The sequence below is a fragment of the Aggregatimonas sangjinii genome, assembly GCF_005943945.1.
GTDB classification, from domain to species: domain Bacteria; phylum Bacteroidota; class Bacteroidia; order Flavobacteriales; family Flavobacteriaceae; genus Pelagihabitans; species Pelagihabitans sangjinii.
Genome location: NZ_CP040710.1, coordinates 3,844,342 through 3,859,241, shown reverse-complemented (window position 1 = coordinate 3,859,241; position 14,900 = coordinate 3,844,342). Strand labels below are relative to the sequence as shown.

Below are 14,900 nucleotides of genomic sequence, written 5' to 3'. Positions count from 1 at the left end.
GAAAAAAACCTACTTATGACACTTCAAAAGAGCGTGGCCCTTGTGTGCCTTCTTTTTGCATTTTCTATCGGAAAGGCTCAGGAAATGCCAATTTCTTATACTTTAGGAGAGAGTTATTCCGACCGGCACAAATATTCGACCGTACTTTCCATTAATAGCGATGCCAAAGAACAGACTGTTTTGGTGCGCACGTATTATGGCGGTATGCCATTGCGTCCCAAAGGCCATTTTATTGAGGTCTACGATGCTGAAATGAATTTGTTGCGCGACTTTAATTACAAGTATGCCGGTAAGCATATGGTCGAAGGTTTTGTTCGAAACGGCCAATTGTATTTGTTGGAGTTGATTTACAATGTAGACGGGGAGGCTTACGAATATAAGGTGCATCAAAGCCCGATCGACGAGTTTCGATTTACCGAACGTACTATTTTACGTATTCCATCCAAAGAAGTGTTTAATCCGTTGGCTGTAAATAAATACAATCGCAATTTTGGTAATGGCTTCTCGACCGCAACCTTTTTTAATGACGAGCAGAACGCTTTTGCGATTACGGTGCACCACCGTGAGGGAAAAAAGGAAAAATATCACATGCATTTGTTCGGAACCGATTTGACCAAACACCTTACCTACGATTTTTCGGACCAGATAACGGAGAAAAATTATGCCTTCGAAAATATCGAGATCTCAAAGGATTTTAAAACGGTATATTTTATGGGGAAGGCCTTTTTTAAGAAAAGAAGGTTCGAGGCTGGAGAACGCAGGTATCAATATGAGTTGGTGCGGGTAAATGCGAACGACCATACCATCCAAGAGTTTCATGAGGCCGGGAAATTTTCGGAATCGCTAAAACCGGTACTGGTCAATGATACGCTGACGGTGGTCGGTTTCTATGCCGATAGAAAAGATAATCGGTACAACGGATTGGTACATTTTAAGCTTGATGCCAAAAGCTTAGCGGTCCGATCCAAAAAGTACAACGCTTTTTCCGAACAATTCATGATCGACAAGTTTGGCCGCGAGGTCGATGCCGAATTGAAGAATCTTATTTTTAAGGATGTTCATATTACGCCGGATAATGGAATCATCTTTAGTGCCGAGGAGTATTTTGTCACCACCGGGAAAGATATTGGAGCAGGAGCTACCAAAGCTGTTGAAAATTACCACTATAATGATATTGTATGCGCCAAATTAAACAGTAACGGCGATATGGTTTGGGCGCGAAACATTAACAAAACGGAAGTTACCCGCGGCGATGAGGCCTATGCCTCGTACACGGCCTATGGAAAGGACAACGATATGTATTTCTTTATCAACTCAGGGGAGCATCCGCAGAAAATCAGTAAGAACCGGATTGCATTTAGGCAAGGCTACAGCAGAAACCCGAACATGTTCGTCATCAAAGTAGACTCGGAGGGAAGTCTTTCCTACCAAAAATTGATTGATGATAAGGAAGTACGACTTCCAATAATGGTGTCTAGGCCATTGATTCATAAAAAGACCGATCACTTGCTGTTTTATGCCAAGCGCGGTAACAAAAAACAATTGGTAAGCGTAACCCTCAACAGCGCTGCTTCTGCAACGGATAGTAAATAATCCTTTTGATTCCCTTCTTATGCATCGAAAAGTGTCCGAGGTGTTGGGTGTATAGGCGACATTTTAGAGTATGCGACCTATGAGTAGAGGAGTTCTTTTTCCCTCAATATACTACGGGCATTCTACAAAATAAATGATATTTAAAATTGTTTACATTCTTTTAGTATGAGGGTTAGTTTTAAAAAGGTAATTCATGAAGGGAATAATTAAATGATGTCGAATTTGAAAGTGTCCCGAAAATCGTTGGGTTTACGCGACGCTTTTTTTGCGCTCCCATTTATTTGAAATTTTGCTGATTCATCCACATAAGTTTATATGAACTACGTAGCCGTTCTTCCCATAATATTTGGAGTATTGTAAGCCTATGGTGATAACACCTATTTTAGTTGTTTTTTCAGGAAACCGACCAGTTCACCGATCTGACCCATTCTTTTACAGAGGAAGGCTTAACACCCAGAAGGTCTTGTGTTCTGGAAAAATTTTTTCCTACCAAAGTTTCGTTTTCTTTTTCTACGTATCGATACAGGTTGGAAATCTCTTTTGCATTCAACTCGCCAAAAGTGTGAATTAGTTGCTTCTCAAAATCATCAGGTTTTAAACTGATGAAATTGATTTCTTGGCCCAAATATTCCGAAATGGACGCTGCTATTTCTTCCCCTGACAATAGTGTTCCACCAATCGGCAGATTTTGTCCTACAAGTTCTGGTTTCTCCACAGCGGCAGCGACAAAATGAGCCAAATCACGATGGCTAATCCAGGGAACTCTTTTGTCCGATTTAATCGGATAGGGCAAAATATTCTTTTCAACTACCAAGGGAATTGACCAAGGAGCAGCGAGATTGTTCAAATAGATATCGGGCATCAGTGTAAGTACCTTGAGTTCTGAATTATCGAACAGTCTCTTTATTTCATACTTGATATCCAAGCCTAAAAGACCCGTTCTACTTTGAGGAATGTCAAAACTCGAATTGAAAATTATAAAGCGGACATTTTGAGCTTTTGCCGCATCAATAAAGTTTTGGGTGAAGTATTTAGCCTTGTCCATATCAAAAATCAAGGGAAAAGTGTAGACAGCTATATCAACCTTTTCCAAAGCCTCTATTATGGAAGCTATGTGGCCCAAATCACCTGAAAGCGATTTAATTCCGTCGGATAAACCGACATTATCGGTATCTGACACCAATGTTCTTACGCTATGACCGTTTGAAGCTAATTGTTCGGCGATTGCCGAACCTTGAAAACCCGTGGCGCCCAGCACGAAGATATTCTTAGACATAATATTTGATTTTAAAATTCAATGACGAAACTATACCTTTACCCAACTTTAAGCAAGTACCTACTAAAAAGTAGGGTACTTACGAATAAGTAACTATTATTGAAAACCAGTTTGATAGCGATGAAAAAAAGTGAAAGAAAAAATTCTGAGTGTCCTGTTAGCCACGCACTAGGAATAATTGGTGGGAAATGGAGCCTGTTGATACTAAAGGAAATCGGACTTGAGAAAAGACGCTTCGGAGAACTGAAGCGATTAATTCCGGAAATAAGCGAAAAAATGCTCATCCAAGAACTAAAATCACTTGTGCATTTTGGCATTTTAACTCGAAAAGCCTACAGAGAGATTCCGCCCAAAGTGGAATACTCATTGACGGAAAATGGGAAATCGGTATTACCGATTATTGACCAAATCAAGTCGTTTGGAACTGAAATGATGAATAACAACAGCTAACAATGTTCGTAAGCTATAGTTGTCTCAGGGAACTTTTACACAGAATTGATATAATAATCAAATGGTGACTATGTACGATATGCGTTCTTTTTTAGGATGACGTTCATCGCTTTCTTATTTTAAAGCTTGGACTGTAGCTTGATCACGGAACCACCACCTGAAAAATAAATATTACCCTTATCGTCGATGACATTATTGTTGCCACCATCGTCATAAGGATTGAACAACTTTCTACAGGCTTTGCCCAGGTGCTTTCTGAATTTCAACTCCCCTGTATCCCAATCCAGTCCATAGTAATAATAGCTGCATTTATCCTCGCGCCCGCTACCATAAACCATGTTCGATCCCGAGCTTATGGTCAGGATACCGTTCATGTTGATATCGGTATTTACCCATGAAAGCTCGAAGACGTTCTTCTCCGTATTCCAATGGATTTTTTGTACGCCCTTCATCGTATTATTGCCTTGGCCCAAAAACCCGTTAAATTGTGCGATTGCCACGTCATAGCCCATAACCGATGGTGAATTTTCGATGGATTGAAAGGTATCGCTGAACCTTTTGGCGGCGGGAAGTTTTATCTTCCCGGCCAATCGCCGATCCGCACCGGGAATTCCCTTCCAATCTTCCGGGACCTCCCTCCAAAAGGCGAGAAGGTTGTTCAGGCTATGGCCATCCGCCAATACGACCAGTTTATCATTACCCTCACCCACGCCCATAAGGGTCGGAGTGGTTCCGCTACCCTCCGCGAACTTTCCGGTAGGGCCATCGCCTACGAAGTCGTAGAACGCCTCCCAGCCTATCGACAGTTCTTCGCCGTCCCAATCGACACGAAGGAGCCGTTTGGTCGTCACCAAGTAGAAACTGTTATGTTCATCAATCGGAAAGGCATTGTGCCCGAAAATCTCATCGTTTCCTATAGGTTCGATTTGCATGGATGCCAACAACTCGAACTCCTGTGAGATGATACCGACCGTACACGGATTTTTCCCCTTATCATTGTCACTGGCAAAAACGATTTGGCCCGAATAGTTCATGCCATAGTGCTGTACTTTATTGATATCATATTTACCAAAGTTAAAGGTGTCCTTCACCACGATGTCGGAATACGGGTCGTTTCTGACCGCATCCTCCAATCGGAACAAACGGGTGTATTCTTTCTTTTTCGGATCGTATTTCGGGTCGTAGGTAAACCAGGAATGGTCCTTGCCCTGAAGGTAGTTCCATCCGAATGATTTCAGCCAATCCTTATCGATCCGCTGTTTGGCCACGATACGAAGTCCTTTATCGTCATCGGCAACTTTGTAGACATGGGTAGAGTTCGATAAAAGTAATAGGCGTTGACCATCGGGATAGGTATCCGTCAGATTGGTCCAACAGGAGGTGCCGCCTTTAATACCTTTCAGGACTTTGATTTCGTATTCGGTCGCATTCACGGGACCGGGATATTGCGTCGAGGCCTGTCTGTAGTTGTTCCGATGATAGGTCGGCCAAGGTGAATCGGGCAAATGGGGATTCTTCGGTGGCATCTCAACTACAGATGTTCCATTCTGGGCCGAAAGGCTCGAGAGGAGTATCAGACTTAGGCCGATTACTGTTAACAGTGACGTTTTCTTCATTTTGAAATTTATAAAATGGTTTCAACTGAGACTGGACTTTTACGAAACATTGGAATAAGGTCAATTCCGAATAAACTTTTTAATGTGTGTCCTTCCTTCCATTTCATAGGAAAGGAAATATAGCCCTGAGGCCAAGTTCCCCACATTGAAAGAATTGTCCATCAACGTAGAGGTTTCAACAAATTTACCGGCATAGGTGAATACCGACACTTCGGTAACCGACGAATCTTCCGGAAAGGAAATATTGATGACTTGTGTGGAAGGGACCGGATATACCAAAACTTCCATTTCCACAGGTTCAGGCTCCGGTTCGGGTGAGGTTTCCGCCCTTTGAACGATTTCCACTTTTACCAGTGAAGATCCTCCTGGAAAATAGACGTCCCCGTTTTCGGCAATGATGCAATTGTTCCCTGCATCGTAATAGGTGTCGGCGGTAAAACTTCCTTCAGGACCGAGTAGCAAGCGTACTTCCAATTCCCCGGTATCCCAGTTCAGACCGTAGAAATAATAATTACAGTCCGATTCCTTTCCGCTGCTGTAGACCAGATTCGAGCCCGCGGCGTAGGTCAGTACCCCGTTCATATTGACCTCCGAATTGACCCAGGCGATGTTCCAGGAATTGGATTCGGTGTCCCATGAAACTTTTTGCACTCCTTTGATATTATCGCATTCATATCCCAAAAATCCGTTGAACTGGGCTATTGCGATATCATAACCATAGGCCGTAGGAGAATTTTCGATACTTTGGAAGAGGTTGTTGAAACTAACGGCGGCGGGCAGCTCGATACGTCCCGCGTAATGGGGGTCCGTTCCGGGTATAGGTTCCCAGTCCGAGGGTATTTCGCGCCAAAAGGCGACAAGGTTGTTTTTGGCATGCCCGTCGGACATGACCACCAGTTTATCGTTGCCCGCTCCCCAGCCCAAAAATGTGGGCGTGGTTCCGCTACCCTCGGCGAAAGTACCGGTCGGCCCATCTCCAACGAAATCATAGGCCGCCTCCCAGTCAATGGATACGGATTCCCCGTCCCAATCGAATTTAATGATGCGCTTGTTCGTGGTTATGAAAAAACTATTATCCTCATCGATGGGAAACGCATTGTGGTTGGTAATCTCATCGGGATCGGTAGGGAAACGGAACGTATCCAAAACTTCAAAATCCTGGGATATCACACCGACCGTACCGAATCCGTTTTCGGTATCGTTGTCACTGTTAAAAACAATATGTCCCTCGTAATTGATTCCAAAGTGTTGCACACGGTTGACACCAAAATCCCCGAAGTTCAACGTATCCAAGACCACGATATCGGAATAGGGGTCCGAGGTATCGGCATCGCTCAACTTGAACAAACGGGTATACCGATCATTGTCTGGGTCGTATTTCGGATCGTAGGTAAACCAGGTCTTGTTCTTGGTAAGTAAAAAATTCCAGCCAAAGGATTGGACCGGATCGAAATCGATACGCAGGCTGTCGATTGTGACGATCTCGCTGCCGTTATCCAAGAACTTGAATACATGGGTGGTATTGGATTGGAGTAGAACCCGCTCTCCCTCGGGGTATTTTTCCGAGAGGTATACCCAAGGGGAAGTGCCTCCGTTCAAATTGGCCCTGGCCTTTACGTTGAGGCTATCCCCCTTTTCGGGACCTCTTAGGCAGGTCGAGGCCTGTCTGTAACTGTTTCTATGGTAGGTCGGCCAAGGTGAATCCGCTAAAAACGGGTTATTTGGAGGGTCCTCGCCGCAGAATGACGTTTGGGCGAAGCCGAAATTGCACGTCATGGCTAATATCATCAGTACCCAAAACTGGACCTCAAATCTATTCATTTTCAATTTTTAGTTGAGCGAAATTTGGAATTGTGAGACTCATCTGTACTGAATGAAAAGTTTAGGGACGGTTATCAAACCGTCCCTAAATTCATCATTCGATCGTTATGCTTTTGGCGTTCGTGCGATATCTTGCCGTAATCACACCGCCCGCCGACGATTTCTCGCTCAGGTCGTATTCGGTGCCCCTTTCCAACAATATGTTACCGGGCTGAGGGTCTATCTCTTGCAACTTGTTGGTAGTCAAGGTAACGTTCTCGGCACCCATACTCGTCTGAAGAAATACTTTGGTCTGTTCCGTATTATTTGGAACGACCGTGGCGGCGACTGTCGATCGGTTACTCATGACAGGATCACCTTCCCATCCGATCTCATAGGAAACTGTGCTATCGATCGTGTCCGGAACATTGGCATCAAAACTGATCGGGTTCAATTCTACCGAATTAGTAAAGACACCGGTATCGAGATCCTCGAAAACGAAAGTTCCAGAGGCCTTATAGCCGGCCATTTCCGATAGATAGGCTCCGGTAAGTTCATCGTAGGTCATCTGTTTTCCGTCAAAATTAACGGAAGAACCTTCGGAAAGCGTTAATCGGGTTCCCGTTCGATTGCCGAACGTAAATACGGCCTTAGCAGTAGTCAAATCCTCGTTTTGGTCATAGAACAATTCGTAGGCTGCGAAAATACGATCTTGATTTACGTTCACGGAGTCCTCTTTTTGACAGGCCGTCAAAGAAAAAGCGACAATGATCAGCAAAATGTAATTGTGTTTGATTGTTTTCATAGATATAAATATTTGGGGTTCAGATAATAATTTAAAAAGGAAGGAAATAGACACCTCGGAGACTTAAAGAGCGATTGCGGATCACTGTATCCTCGTCTCCGTTCGGTGCGATGTTCTTCAAGCCCAGTTCATAAGCAAGACTCAGTTGGAATTCTTGAATTTCAATCCCTCCGGTAAATACGATACCGAGGTCAAGAGGGCGATAGTCGTCCGAATCGTCATCGCCATAGTCGATGGCACCGTCCTCGGCAAAACTAAAATTGCCCGAATTACCCGTGCTATCGATTTTTCCGCCAAGTCCGATACTTGCATAAGGGCCTAGACCAGCGATAAACTTTAAATCATCCAGCATGATATGCCCACAAATCGGGATCGGCAAACTAAGATATACCGGTCTGGATTTTATGGTGAGCTCGAAATCGTCCCGTGAATCTTTGTATACGTATCCCTTATTACTCAAAAGTAGGGTGGGTTGAACCGTAAGCCCATCCGAGATGGGCACCTCCGCCATCATTCCCAATTCCCAGGAAAATCGACTTTGGGTATCATAATCTATATTGAGTATATCGAGCCCCTCGGTCTCTATCTTTTGGTTCGCAAAAATCCCGCCGGCAAGAATTCCGTATCGCAGTTCCTGAGCGTTAATTTTCCCAAGGAAAGCGATGGATAAGATGGAAATTAAAATAATGGCTTTGCGTTTCATGGCGCTGATATATTTTCGTCTTGTCATTATAGTATTCAAGGTTTTTATGTTAAATTTCCCTGAATTCGTTCGCATCTAAGAACGAAAGAATAGCGCTACTAGTACCTAAAATGGCACATTTTCAATGAATCACTTAAAATTTTCAACCAAATGGCTAAGATTGGATTCCTTATGGGAAAGAATCCTATTTTGGGGAGTATTACTTTTGTCATCCGCATGGACTTATTATGATGACTTTTACGCTCTTTTTCCCGCTTTTCTACTGGCCTTGGCCATCACGGCCGAAGTTATCGGAATGCTTTTGATTGGATATTTTGTGCTGAGCAAACACATCAAATTTCCAAGATTGAAGTTTTGGTCGTGGGTTTTTTTATTTACTTTATTGCGCTTTGCGATAGTCTATTTTATATTGCAACACAAATTACCGGAATGGACGGTGTTCCATTATCCCGGTCGATCGGTCTTCTTCTTGTTCTTTACATCGGCAGCATTTGTTTTCTTGGGGTACGCCTACTCGATTTATGAGTGGGGTCTGGCGGCACGGGAAAAATACAAGGCGGTCATGGTAAAAAACGACTACCCGACTCTGAATCCCATCGTCATTAGATCTGAGGGTAGGACGTTGCATTTGCTTCCACAGGATGTTTCCCATCTACAGGCCAATGGGGAGTATATCAATTATTTTACCGGTAACGGAAACCATATGGCATTTCAACGAATGAAGAAAGCGGAAACGGAATTAAAACCGTATGGCTTTATACGTACTCATCGGTCCTTTATCGTGAATCCAAATCATATCAGGTCGTTCTCCTCCAATGAGATAGAATTGAAGGATGGAACAGTGATTCCCGTTAGTAAAACCTATCAAGGAAATTTATTGCTTATAGATAATATCATAAAATTAACTTGAGAAACCTGGTAAATTTAATCAGCTTTCCTAGCTCCAGTTCAAGAAGCATATGGAAGGGTAGGTAGAGGAACCCATAACCTTCTTGACATCAAGTCCAATCGACAAAAAGTAAAGAGCACGATTAAACGGTCGCTATCTTTATACGATAGCCTGAACGGGATTATTCACCAAGGTAAATTTTAGGGTTGTCCCGAAAATCGGCGATTTTAAAGTACAAGATTTACAGCTATAAAACACTTTCTGAAGAGTCCTAGATACGGTCTTTTTTAGTATTCTCATTAATTAATCTTTTATAGGACAATATTAAACACTGTACAAAAGGCGTCTTTGATAAAGATTTTGGCTTTTTAAAGGATATTCTATGGCAGTTCAACAACAATTTCAAAAGCGTAAGCTACAGGCGTTATGTAAAATGTATTGAGAAATTGGACTTTAAAAATTATCATTTACACCCTGAAAAATACTGCTAGTTCAATGGACAATAAATAATAGTTTTTGGCTCGTGACGTATGTACCGAAGGGTGTCCAAATTGTTAGGCGGTAAGTTAAAATGCTTAACCTTGCCAATTAACATGCAAATCAATGTAAATATTGGATAAATTCCATAAATTTGGATTATGTCCAATAATAAAAATCAGGATAATTACATCAAAGGGCGGGGTGCCCAGCAAAACGTACACAATCGCTTTATGCAACAAGTGTATGAGACCCGGGATGATTTTCTGGAATATTGTCGGTTGGAAGGGGAAGAAGCCGACAAAAACCGGACCCAATACCTGCCGATTTTTCCCAAAACCATTGTGAACAAGGTTACGAGTCCCGATGTGGGTATGCAGTATTCGATGAACCCCTATCAAGGGTGCGAACATGGTTGTATCTATTGCTATGCCCGCAATACCCACGAGTTTTGGGGCTACAGTGCAGGACTCGATTTTGAACGAAAAATTCTTATCAAAAAAGATGCCGCGGCACTATTGGAGGCCAAGATTAAACATAAAAAATGGAAAGCACAGACCATAGTTATGTCCGGGAATACCGATTGCTATCAACCTGCTGAAAAGAAATTCGAAATTACCCGGGCATGTTTAGAGGTTTTTCTAAAATATCGGCATCCTGTGGGCATTATTACCAAAAATGCGTTGCTGCTGCGGGATTTGGATATCCTCAAAGAACTTGGTCAATATGGGTTGGTCGGTGTGAACATATCGGTCACTTCCCTTTCCGAAGAAACAAGGCGAATTCTGGAACCAAGAACCGTATCCATCAAAAAACGTTTGGACACTATTCGAATTTTATCGGAAAACGGTATTCCGGTCAATGCCATGTTGGCCCCGATAATTCCCGGAATCAATAGCCATGAAATAATTGCTTTGGCGAAGGCGGTCTCCGAAAGTGGGGCCTGTTCGATGGCCTTTACCGTCGTGCGTTTGAACGGGGCGATCGGGCAATTATTTACCGAATGGATTCATAAAACCTTGCCGGATAAAGCAACTAAAGTGCTGCACCAAATCGCCGCTTGCCACGGCGGTTCCCTAAACGATAGTCGCTTCGGAATCCGTAGTCGAGGCGAAGGAAAAATAGCGACCCAATTACATGATTTGATGCGTTTGGCCAGGCGTAGCTATTTTAAGGATAAAACTTTTCCGGCTTTAAACGTCGTCTTGCACGAACAATACAAAGACGGGCAGATGAAACTTTTCTGAATGGACTTTAAGGACATGTTTACTTTTTGATCTAGGCGACACTAACGTCCGAATCAAAAATGTAAACATTGAATTATGAGAAAATTATCCATTTTTATGTTATGGTCACTTTGCACCATTTTTACGTCGAACGCCCAGGAGTTCAATTTTGGGGTAAAAGGAGGCGTCAATCTGGCTTCTGTTGGCGGTAATACCTATGCCGGTTTGGGCGGACTCGGGTCTAAACTGAGCTTTCATGTAGGCGGGGTGGTCGAAATCCCGATTTCGGAAAAATTGGCCGCACAACCGGAACTACTGTATTCTTCCCAAGGCACGAAATGGAACCTTGGTAGCAACGGTAACAATCTAAAACTAGATTATCTCAACCTTCCTATTCTTGGCAAATACTATATTTTAGAGGGTTTGAGCGCTGAAGCGGGCCCTTTGGTCGGCTTTTTGGTTTCTACAAATGAAGAAGACGAAGATCGCTTTAAAAAACTGGATGTAGCTTTTGCGATTGGAGCTTCCTACAAATTGAACGATCAGCTGTTCTTTAGTCTGCGCTACAACAAAGGCATCCTGAATATCAATGGAGCGGATTTTGATGGGAGTAGTCAGAACAATGTCTTCCAAATCGCGGCCGGTTATGCTTTTTGAACGACCTGATTTGGCAATTTTACATAGATTAAGGCCGTAAATCCGCTAGGAATCCACAGACCGTCATTTTTACCGAAATCTTAAAAAGAATGGGTCGCTTTTTTAAGACTTACAATTTTAGAGGACCATGATTACTGATAAGGGTAATTAAAATTCCGTTTTTAGTGAATTTGTGAAAATGGGTTGAGGCGACTGCTGTTAAAATACTTTTAAAGACACGTCCGATTACGGTGTTCGCAGCGTATAACACTCCGAGAACAATATATGAACGGGATGTTTATGAAAGTGAATACTTTGAATTTAAAAATGAAATCCAACAGACCAGGCTTTATCCATAGAATGCGAAGGTTTTTCGAAACAGCGAATCCTTGGGGTATTTTTGTCATGGGAAGTACTTTGGTCTTGATGATCGGGGCGGCGTATTTGTCCTATATTTTAAGGAGTGATTTAACCGAGTTTAATATAGAACGTTCTAGTTCGACTTTTGGTCAAGCGTTTATGTATGTGGCACTGGGTCTCTTCCTCTTTAAGGCAGGCTTTTTTCTTTTCATCATTTACAAGTATTTTAAATATAAGGCCATCGCTTCTGTTTCGGACGAAGAATTACCGACCTGCACCGTAATCGTACCTGCTTACAATGAAGGAAAACAGGTGTATGATACTTTAATGAGTTTGGCCGACAGTGATTTTCCGCATGAAAAATTACAACTGTTATCAATAGATGATGGAAGTAAAGATGATACATGGCACTGGATGAAAGAAGCCAGAAGGGTGTTGGGAGATCGGGTTACTATATTCCAACAGCCCAAGAATATGGGCAAGCGGCATGCATTATACAGAGGTTTTAACGATGGTACGGGTGAAGTTTTCGTAACTGTAGACAGCGATTCCATCGTAGCGAAAGATACCTTACGCAATTTGGTCAGCCCATTTGTGGCAAATGAGAATTGCGGTGCCGTTGCCGGAAATATTCGGGTACTGAACAATAAAAAGGCATTGCTTCCGAGAATGTTGGATGTAAGTTTTGTCATGAGCTTCGAATTCGTACGGTCTGCGGAGAGTACTTTGAATTCCGTACTCTGTACGCCAGGGGCACTAGCGGCTTATCGAAGGACAGCTGTTTTCAATTGTTTGGAGGAATGGATCAACCAAACCTTTATGGGACAACCTTCCGATATCGGGGAGGACCGTGCTATGACGAATATGATTTTGAAGCAAGGTTTTCACGTTCTCTTCCAAAGAAATGCATTCGCTTATACCAACGTACCTGAGAAGTACAAGGGGCTTTACAAAATGTTTATCAGGTGGGGACGAAGCAACGTTCGCGAGAATATTCAAATGTCGAAATATGTGTTCAAGAACTTCAGAAAAGGGCCTAAATTGGGAACGAGGCTTTTGTTTATAAGTCAATCGGCAAAAATAATCATGAGCTACCCTTTCCTGTTTTTCATGTTGTTTTTCATCCTAACACATCCTTTATTGTTCTTGAGTTCAACATTAGTTAGCATCTTGGTGCTATCTACTTTTCCAGTATTGTTCTACGCCAAGCGTTATAACCTCAAGGAATCCTTTTGGGCCTATTCGTACAGTATCCTATTTACCTTTGGTTTATTTTGGATTACACCGTATGCGATCGCAACGGCCAACAAAAGAGGTTGGTTGACACGAGGATAACCGAAAAGAAATTTTTGCCATCCATTATTGAAGAGCGGAATAACGATTATTATGAAAGAAGAGGGCGTCTAAAAAGTATACCCTAGACGTCATTACGAGCAAGGCGAAGCAATCTGTCTATTAATACCAACGAGTTTCAGATTGCTTCGTGCCTTGCAAAAACGGCTGAAAGTACTTTTTAGACGCCCTCTTCTTTTATTGGTAGAGAAGAGAACCATTTTTGAGACTACCATCATTGTGCTTCGTATAGAGCAGCGGTGCTCAGGACAATTCCCAGCCTTTTCGATAGGTTCCCTTTACCCATTCATTGGCAACATCCCAATTGGTAACCTTCATATTGGGACCATCCCACTTGAGTTTTCGACGCCCGGGGTATAGAAAGGGGTCCCAGTCGCCCGCTTTTTTACCTTTTTTGAACTCCTTCATCTGAAAGGCCCTGATGGCCAGATTGCCCATCAACACGGCTTCCGTAAGAGGCCCTGAGCGACTAAAATCCGAAGAGGCCTTGGTACCGTTCAAACAGGCTTCCACAAAATTTGCGAAATGACCATTCGTATCGCCTGGAATGCGTTCTAGATACGGAGTTGGGGGTGTAATCATTTCCATCATATTGGAAGGTACTATGCGTGCATTTCGGGAATACACATCACAAATCAGTATTCCTCGTGTTCCATAAAAAATTGATCCACCGCCACCGGCACCCATGGTCTCACCATCTTTTAATTCGTCAGGCAAATCGGGCATGATACCACCATCGTACCAATTGAGGGCGATATCGCCATGTTCCGGAGTGTTGAATTTTAAACGCACTAAGGAAGAAGACGGGCAGGATTCATTGTAGTCGGCCTCTACGAAATCACCTACCCAATTGGTGGTGCAACTGGCTTCGGCCTCCGTAGGGTAACTTAAATCGAGCACGCTAAAGGGCGTTTCCATGATATGGCAACCCATATCGCCGAGTGCCCCGGTTCCGAAATCCCACCAACCACGCCATTTAAAAGGTAGATACGCCTCGTTGTAGTCCCTTTGCGCAGCGACCCCAAGCCAAAGGTCCCAATCCAGCTCTTTTGGAACCGCTTGTTTTTCTGTGGGGACGGGAATTCCCTGAGGCCAGACGGGACGGTTTGTCCAACAATCGACACGGTTTATTTTTCCGATAATGCCAGACTCTATCAGCTCCCTAGCTTCCCGACTGCCGTCGCTCGAAGCACCTTGGTTCCCCATTTGGCTTACGATACCATTTTCTTTCGCCACTTCGGTCATGATTCGCGCCTCATTGATGTTGTGCGTTAATGGCTTTTCGACGTAGGCATGCTTTTTTGCCTTCATAAAGGGCAATGCGATGGAAGCATGCATATGGTCGGGGGTGGCCACCATAACAGCATCGATATCCTTTAAATGGTTTTCATATACTTTTCTGAAGTCCTTATATTTTTTGGCATCCGGAAATTTTTGATAGGTTCCCGACGCCATCCGTTCATCTACATCGCAAAGAGCGACAAATTTGACTTTGCCAGTGGCGAAAAGGCCCTGAATATCACCACCGCCTTGCCCACCAGCACCAAAACCTGCCATATACAGCGTGTCGCTAGGTGGCACATGTTTTTTTCCCATGACAAAACTTGGTACTATAGAGAATACCGCGGAGGCAGCTGCGGATTTTTTGATGAATTTTCTTCTTTGCATCTTTTTAATATTGTTCGATTATGAGGTTTAAGATACAAATAATTCATA

The 14,900-nt window shown here is 43.2% G+C and carries 12 protein-coding genes; 6 read left to right on the top strand and 6 right to left on the bottom strand.

Annotation, left to right across the window (positions count from 1 at the left end):
• The first annotated feature begins 15 nt into the window (after positions 1–15).
• Positions 16–1,593 (top strand): hypothetical protein, encoded by a 1,578-nt coding sequence (locus FGM00_RS16175; RefSeq protein WP_138853907.1) that lies wholly within the window; start codon positions 16–18, stop codon positions 1,591–1,593.
• A gap of 394 nt (positions 1,594–1,987) precedes the next feature.
• Here the strand turns inward: FGM00_RS16175 and FGM00_RS16170 are convergent, their stop codons facing one another.
• Positions 1,988–2,869: an SDR family oxidoreductase gene (locus tag FGM00_RS16170; RefSeq protein ID WP_138853906.1), complete on the bottom strand. Its 882-nt coding sequence runs from the start codon at positions 2,867–2,869 to the stop codon at positions 1,988–1,990.
• Between the two features lie 120 nt (positions 2,870–2,989).
• Here FGM00_RS16170 and FGM00_RS16165 point away from each other — a divergent pair, with 120 nt between their 5' ends.
• Positions 2,990–3,319: a winged helix-turn-helix transcriptional regulator gene (locus FGM00_RS16165; protein WP_138853905.1), complete on the top strand. Its 330-nt coding sequence runs from the start codon at positions 2,990–2,992 to the stop codon at positions 3,317–3,319.
• A 119-nt stretch (positions 3,320–3,438) separates the two neighbouring features.
• On the opposite strand, the gene FGM00_RS16160 is transcribed toward FGM00_RS16165, so the two are convergent.
• The 4 genes from FGM00_RS16160 to FGM00_RS16145 form a co-directional block, all read right to left on the bottom strand.
• Positions 3,439–4,935, bottom strand: a complete 1,497-nt coding sequence (locus FGM00_RS16160) for a hypothetical protein (protein WP_138853904.1) — start codon at positions 4,933–4,935, stop codon at positions 3,439–3,441.
• Positions 4,936–4,995: 60 nt separating this feature from the next.
• Entirely contained in the window at positions 4,996–6,756 is a 1,761-nt protein-coding gene (locus FGM00_RS16155; RefSeq protein WP_138853903.1) for a T9SS type A sorting domain-containing protein, read from the bottom strand.
• Positions 6,757–6,850: 94 nt separating this feature from the next.
• Positions 6,851–7,540 carry a hypothetical protein gene (locus FGM00_RS16150; RefSeq protein ID WP_138853902.1) on the bottom strand — a complete coding sequence of 230 codons (690 nt, stop codon included), beginning with the start codon at positions 7,538–7,540 and terminating at the stop codon, positions 6,851–6,853.
• Between the two features lie 31 nt (positions 7,541–7,571).
• A complete protein-coding gene (locus FGM00_RS16145; protein WP_175416252.1) occupies positions 7,572–8,270 on the bottom strand; it encodes an outer membrane beta-barrel protein in 699 nt (232 codons plus the stop codon).
• A gap of 97 nt (positions 8,271–8,367) precedes the next feature.
• On the opposite strand from FGM00_RS16145, the gene FGM00_RS16140 reads away from it, so the two are divergent.
• The 4 genes from FGM00_RS16140 to FGM00_RS16125 all read left to right on the top strand — a co-directional run bounded on the left by FGM00_RS16140 (position 8,368) and on the right by FGM00_RS16125 (position 13,166).
• On the top strand, positions 8,368–9,153 hold the full coding sequence (locus FGM00_RS16140) for a LytR/AlgR family response regulator transcription factor (protein WP_138853900.1): 786 nt from the start codon (positions 8,368–8,370) through the stop codon (positions 9,151–9,153).
• 617 nt (positions 9,154–9,770) lie between these two features.
• The gene (locus tag FGM00_RS16135; RefSeq protein WP_138853899.1) at positions 9,771–10,856 is read left to right on the top strand and encodes a PA0069 family radical SAM protein; all 1,086 of its coding nucleotides are present in this window, start codon (positions 9,771–9,773) and stop codon (positions 10,854–10,856) included.
• A 75-nt stretch (positions 10,857–10,931) separates the two neighbouring features.
• Complete coding sequence (locus FGM00_RS16130) at positions 10,932–11,492, top strand: porin family protein (protein WP_138853898.1); 561 nt, start codon at positions 10,932–10,934, stop codon at positions 11,490–11,492.
• Between the two features lie 306 nt (positions 11,493–11,798).
• Positions 11,799–13,166 (top strand): glycosyltransferase family 2 protein, encoded by a 1,368-nt coding sequence (locus FGM00_RS16125; protein WP_394344430.1) that lies wholly within the window; start codon positions 11,799–11,801, stop codon positions 13,164–13,166.
• A 261-nt stretch (positions 13,167–13,427) separates the two neighbouring features.
• On the opposite strand, the gene FGM00_RS16120 is transcribed toward FGM00_RS16125, so the two are convergent.
• A complete protein-coding gene (locus FGM00_RS16120; protein ID WP_138853896.1) occupies positions 13,428–14,852 on the bottom strand; it encodes a Gfo/Idh/MocA family protein in 1,425 nt (474 codons plus the stop codon).
• Between the last annotated feature and the right edge of the window lie 48 nt (positions 14,853–14,900).

Bases quoted from the DNA above. Each gene is read 5' to 3' on its own strand.
- FGM00_RS16150 (WP_138853902.1), bottom strand. From the start codon at position 7,540: ATGAAAACAATCAAACACAATTACATTTTGCTGATCATTGTCGCTTTT.
- FGM00_RS16160 (WP_138853904.1), bottom strand. From the start codon at position 4,935: ATGAAGAAAACGTCACTGTTAACAGTAATCGGCCTAAGTCTGATACTC.
- FGM00_RS16170 (WP_138853906.1), bottom strand. From the start codon at position 2,869: ATGTCTAAGAATATCTTCGTGCTGGGCGCCACGGGTTTTCAAGGTTCG.
- FGM00_RS16120 (WP_138853896.1), bottom strand. From the start codon at position 14,852: ATGCAAAGAAGAAAATTCATCAAAAAATCCGCAGCTGCCTCCGCGGTA.
- FGM00_RS16155 (WP_138853903.1), bottom strand. From the start codon at position 6,756: ATGAATAGATTTGAGGTCCAGTTTTGGGTACTGATGATATTAGCCATG.
- FGM00_RS16145 (WP_175416252.1), bottom strand. From the start codon at position 8,270: ATGACAAGACGAAAATATATCAGCGCCATGAAACGCAAAGCCATTATT.
- FGM00_RS16165 (WP_138853905.1), top strand. From the start codon at position 2,990: ATGAAAAAAAGTGAAAGAAAAAATTCTGAGTGTCCTGTTAGCCACGCA.
- FGM00_RS16135 (WP_138853899.1), top strand. From the start codon at position 9,771: ATGTCCAATAATAAAAATCAGGATAATTACATCAAAGGGCGGGGTGCC.
- FGM00_RS16125 (WP_394344430.1), top strand. From the start codon at position 11,799: ATGAAATCCAACAGACCAGGCTTTATCCATAGAATGCGAAGGTTTTTC.
- FGM00_RS16130 (WP_138853898.1), top strand. From the start codon at position 10,932: ATGAGAAAATTATCCATTTTTATGTTATGGTCACTTTGCACCATTTTT.
- FGM00_RS16175 (WP_138853907.1), top strand. From the start codon at position 16: ATGACACTTCAAAAGAGCGTGGCCCTTGTGTGCCTTCTTTTTGCATTT.
- FGM00_RS16140 (WP_138853900.1), top strand. From the start codon at position 8,368: ATGAATCACTTAAAATTTTCAACCAAATGGCTAAGATTGGATTCCTTA.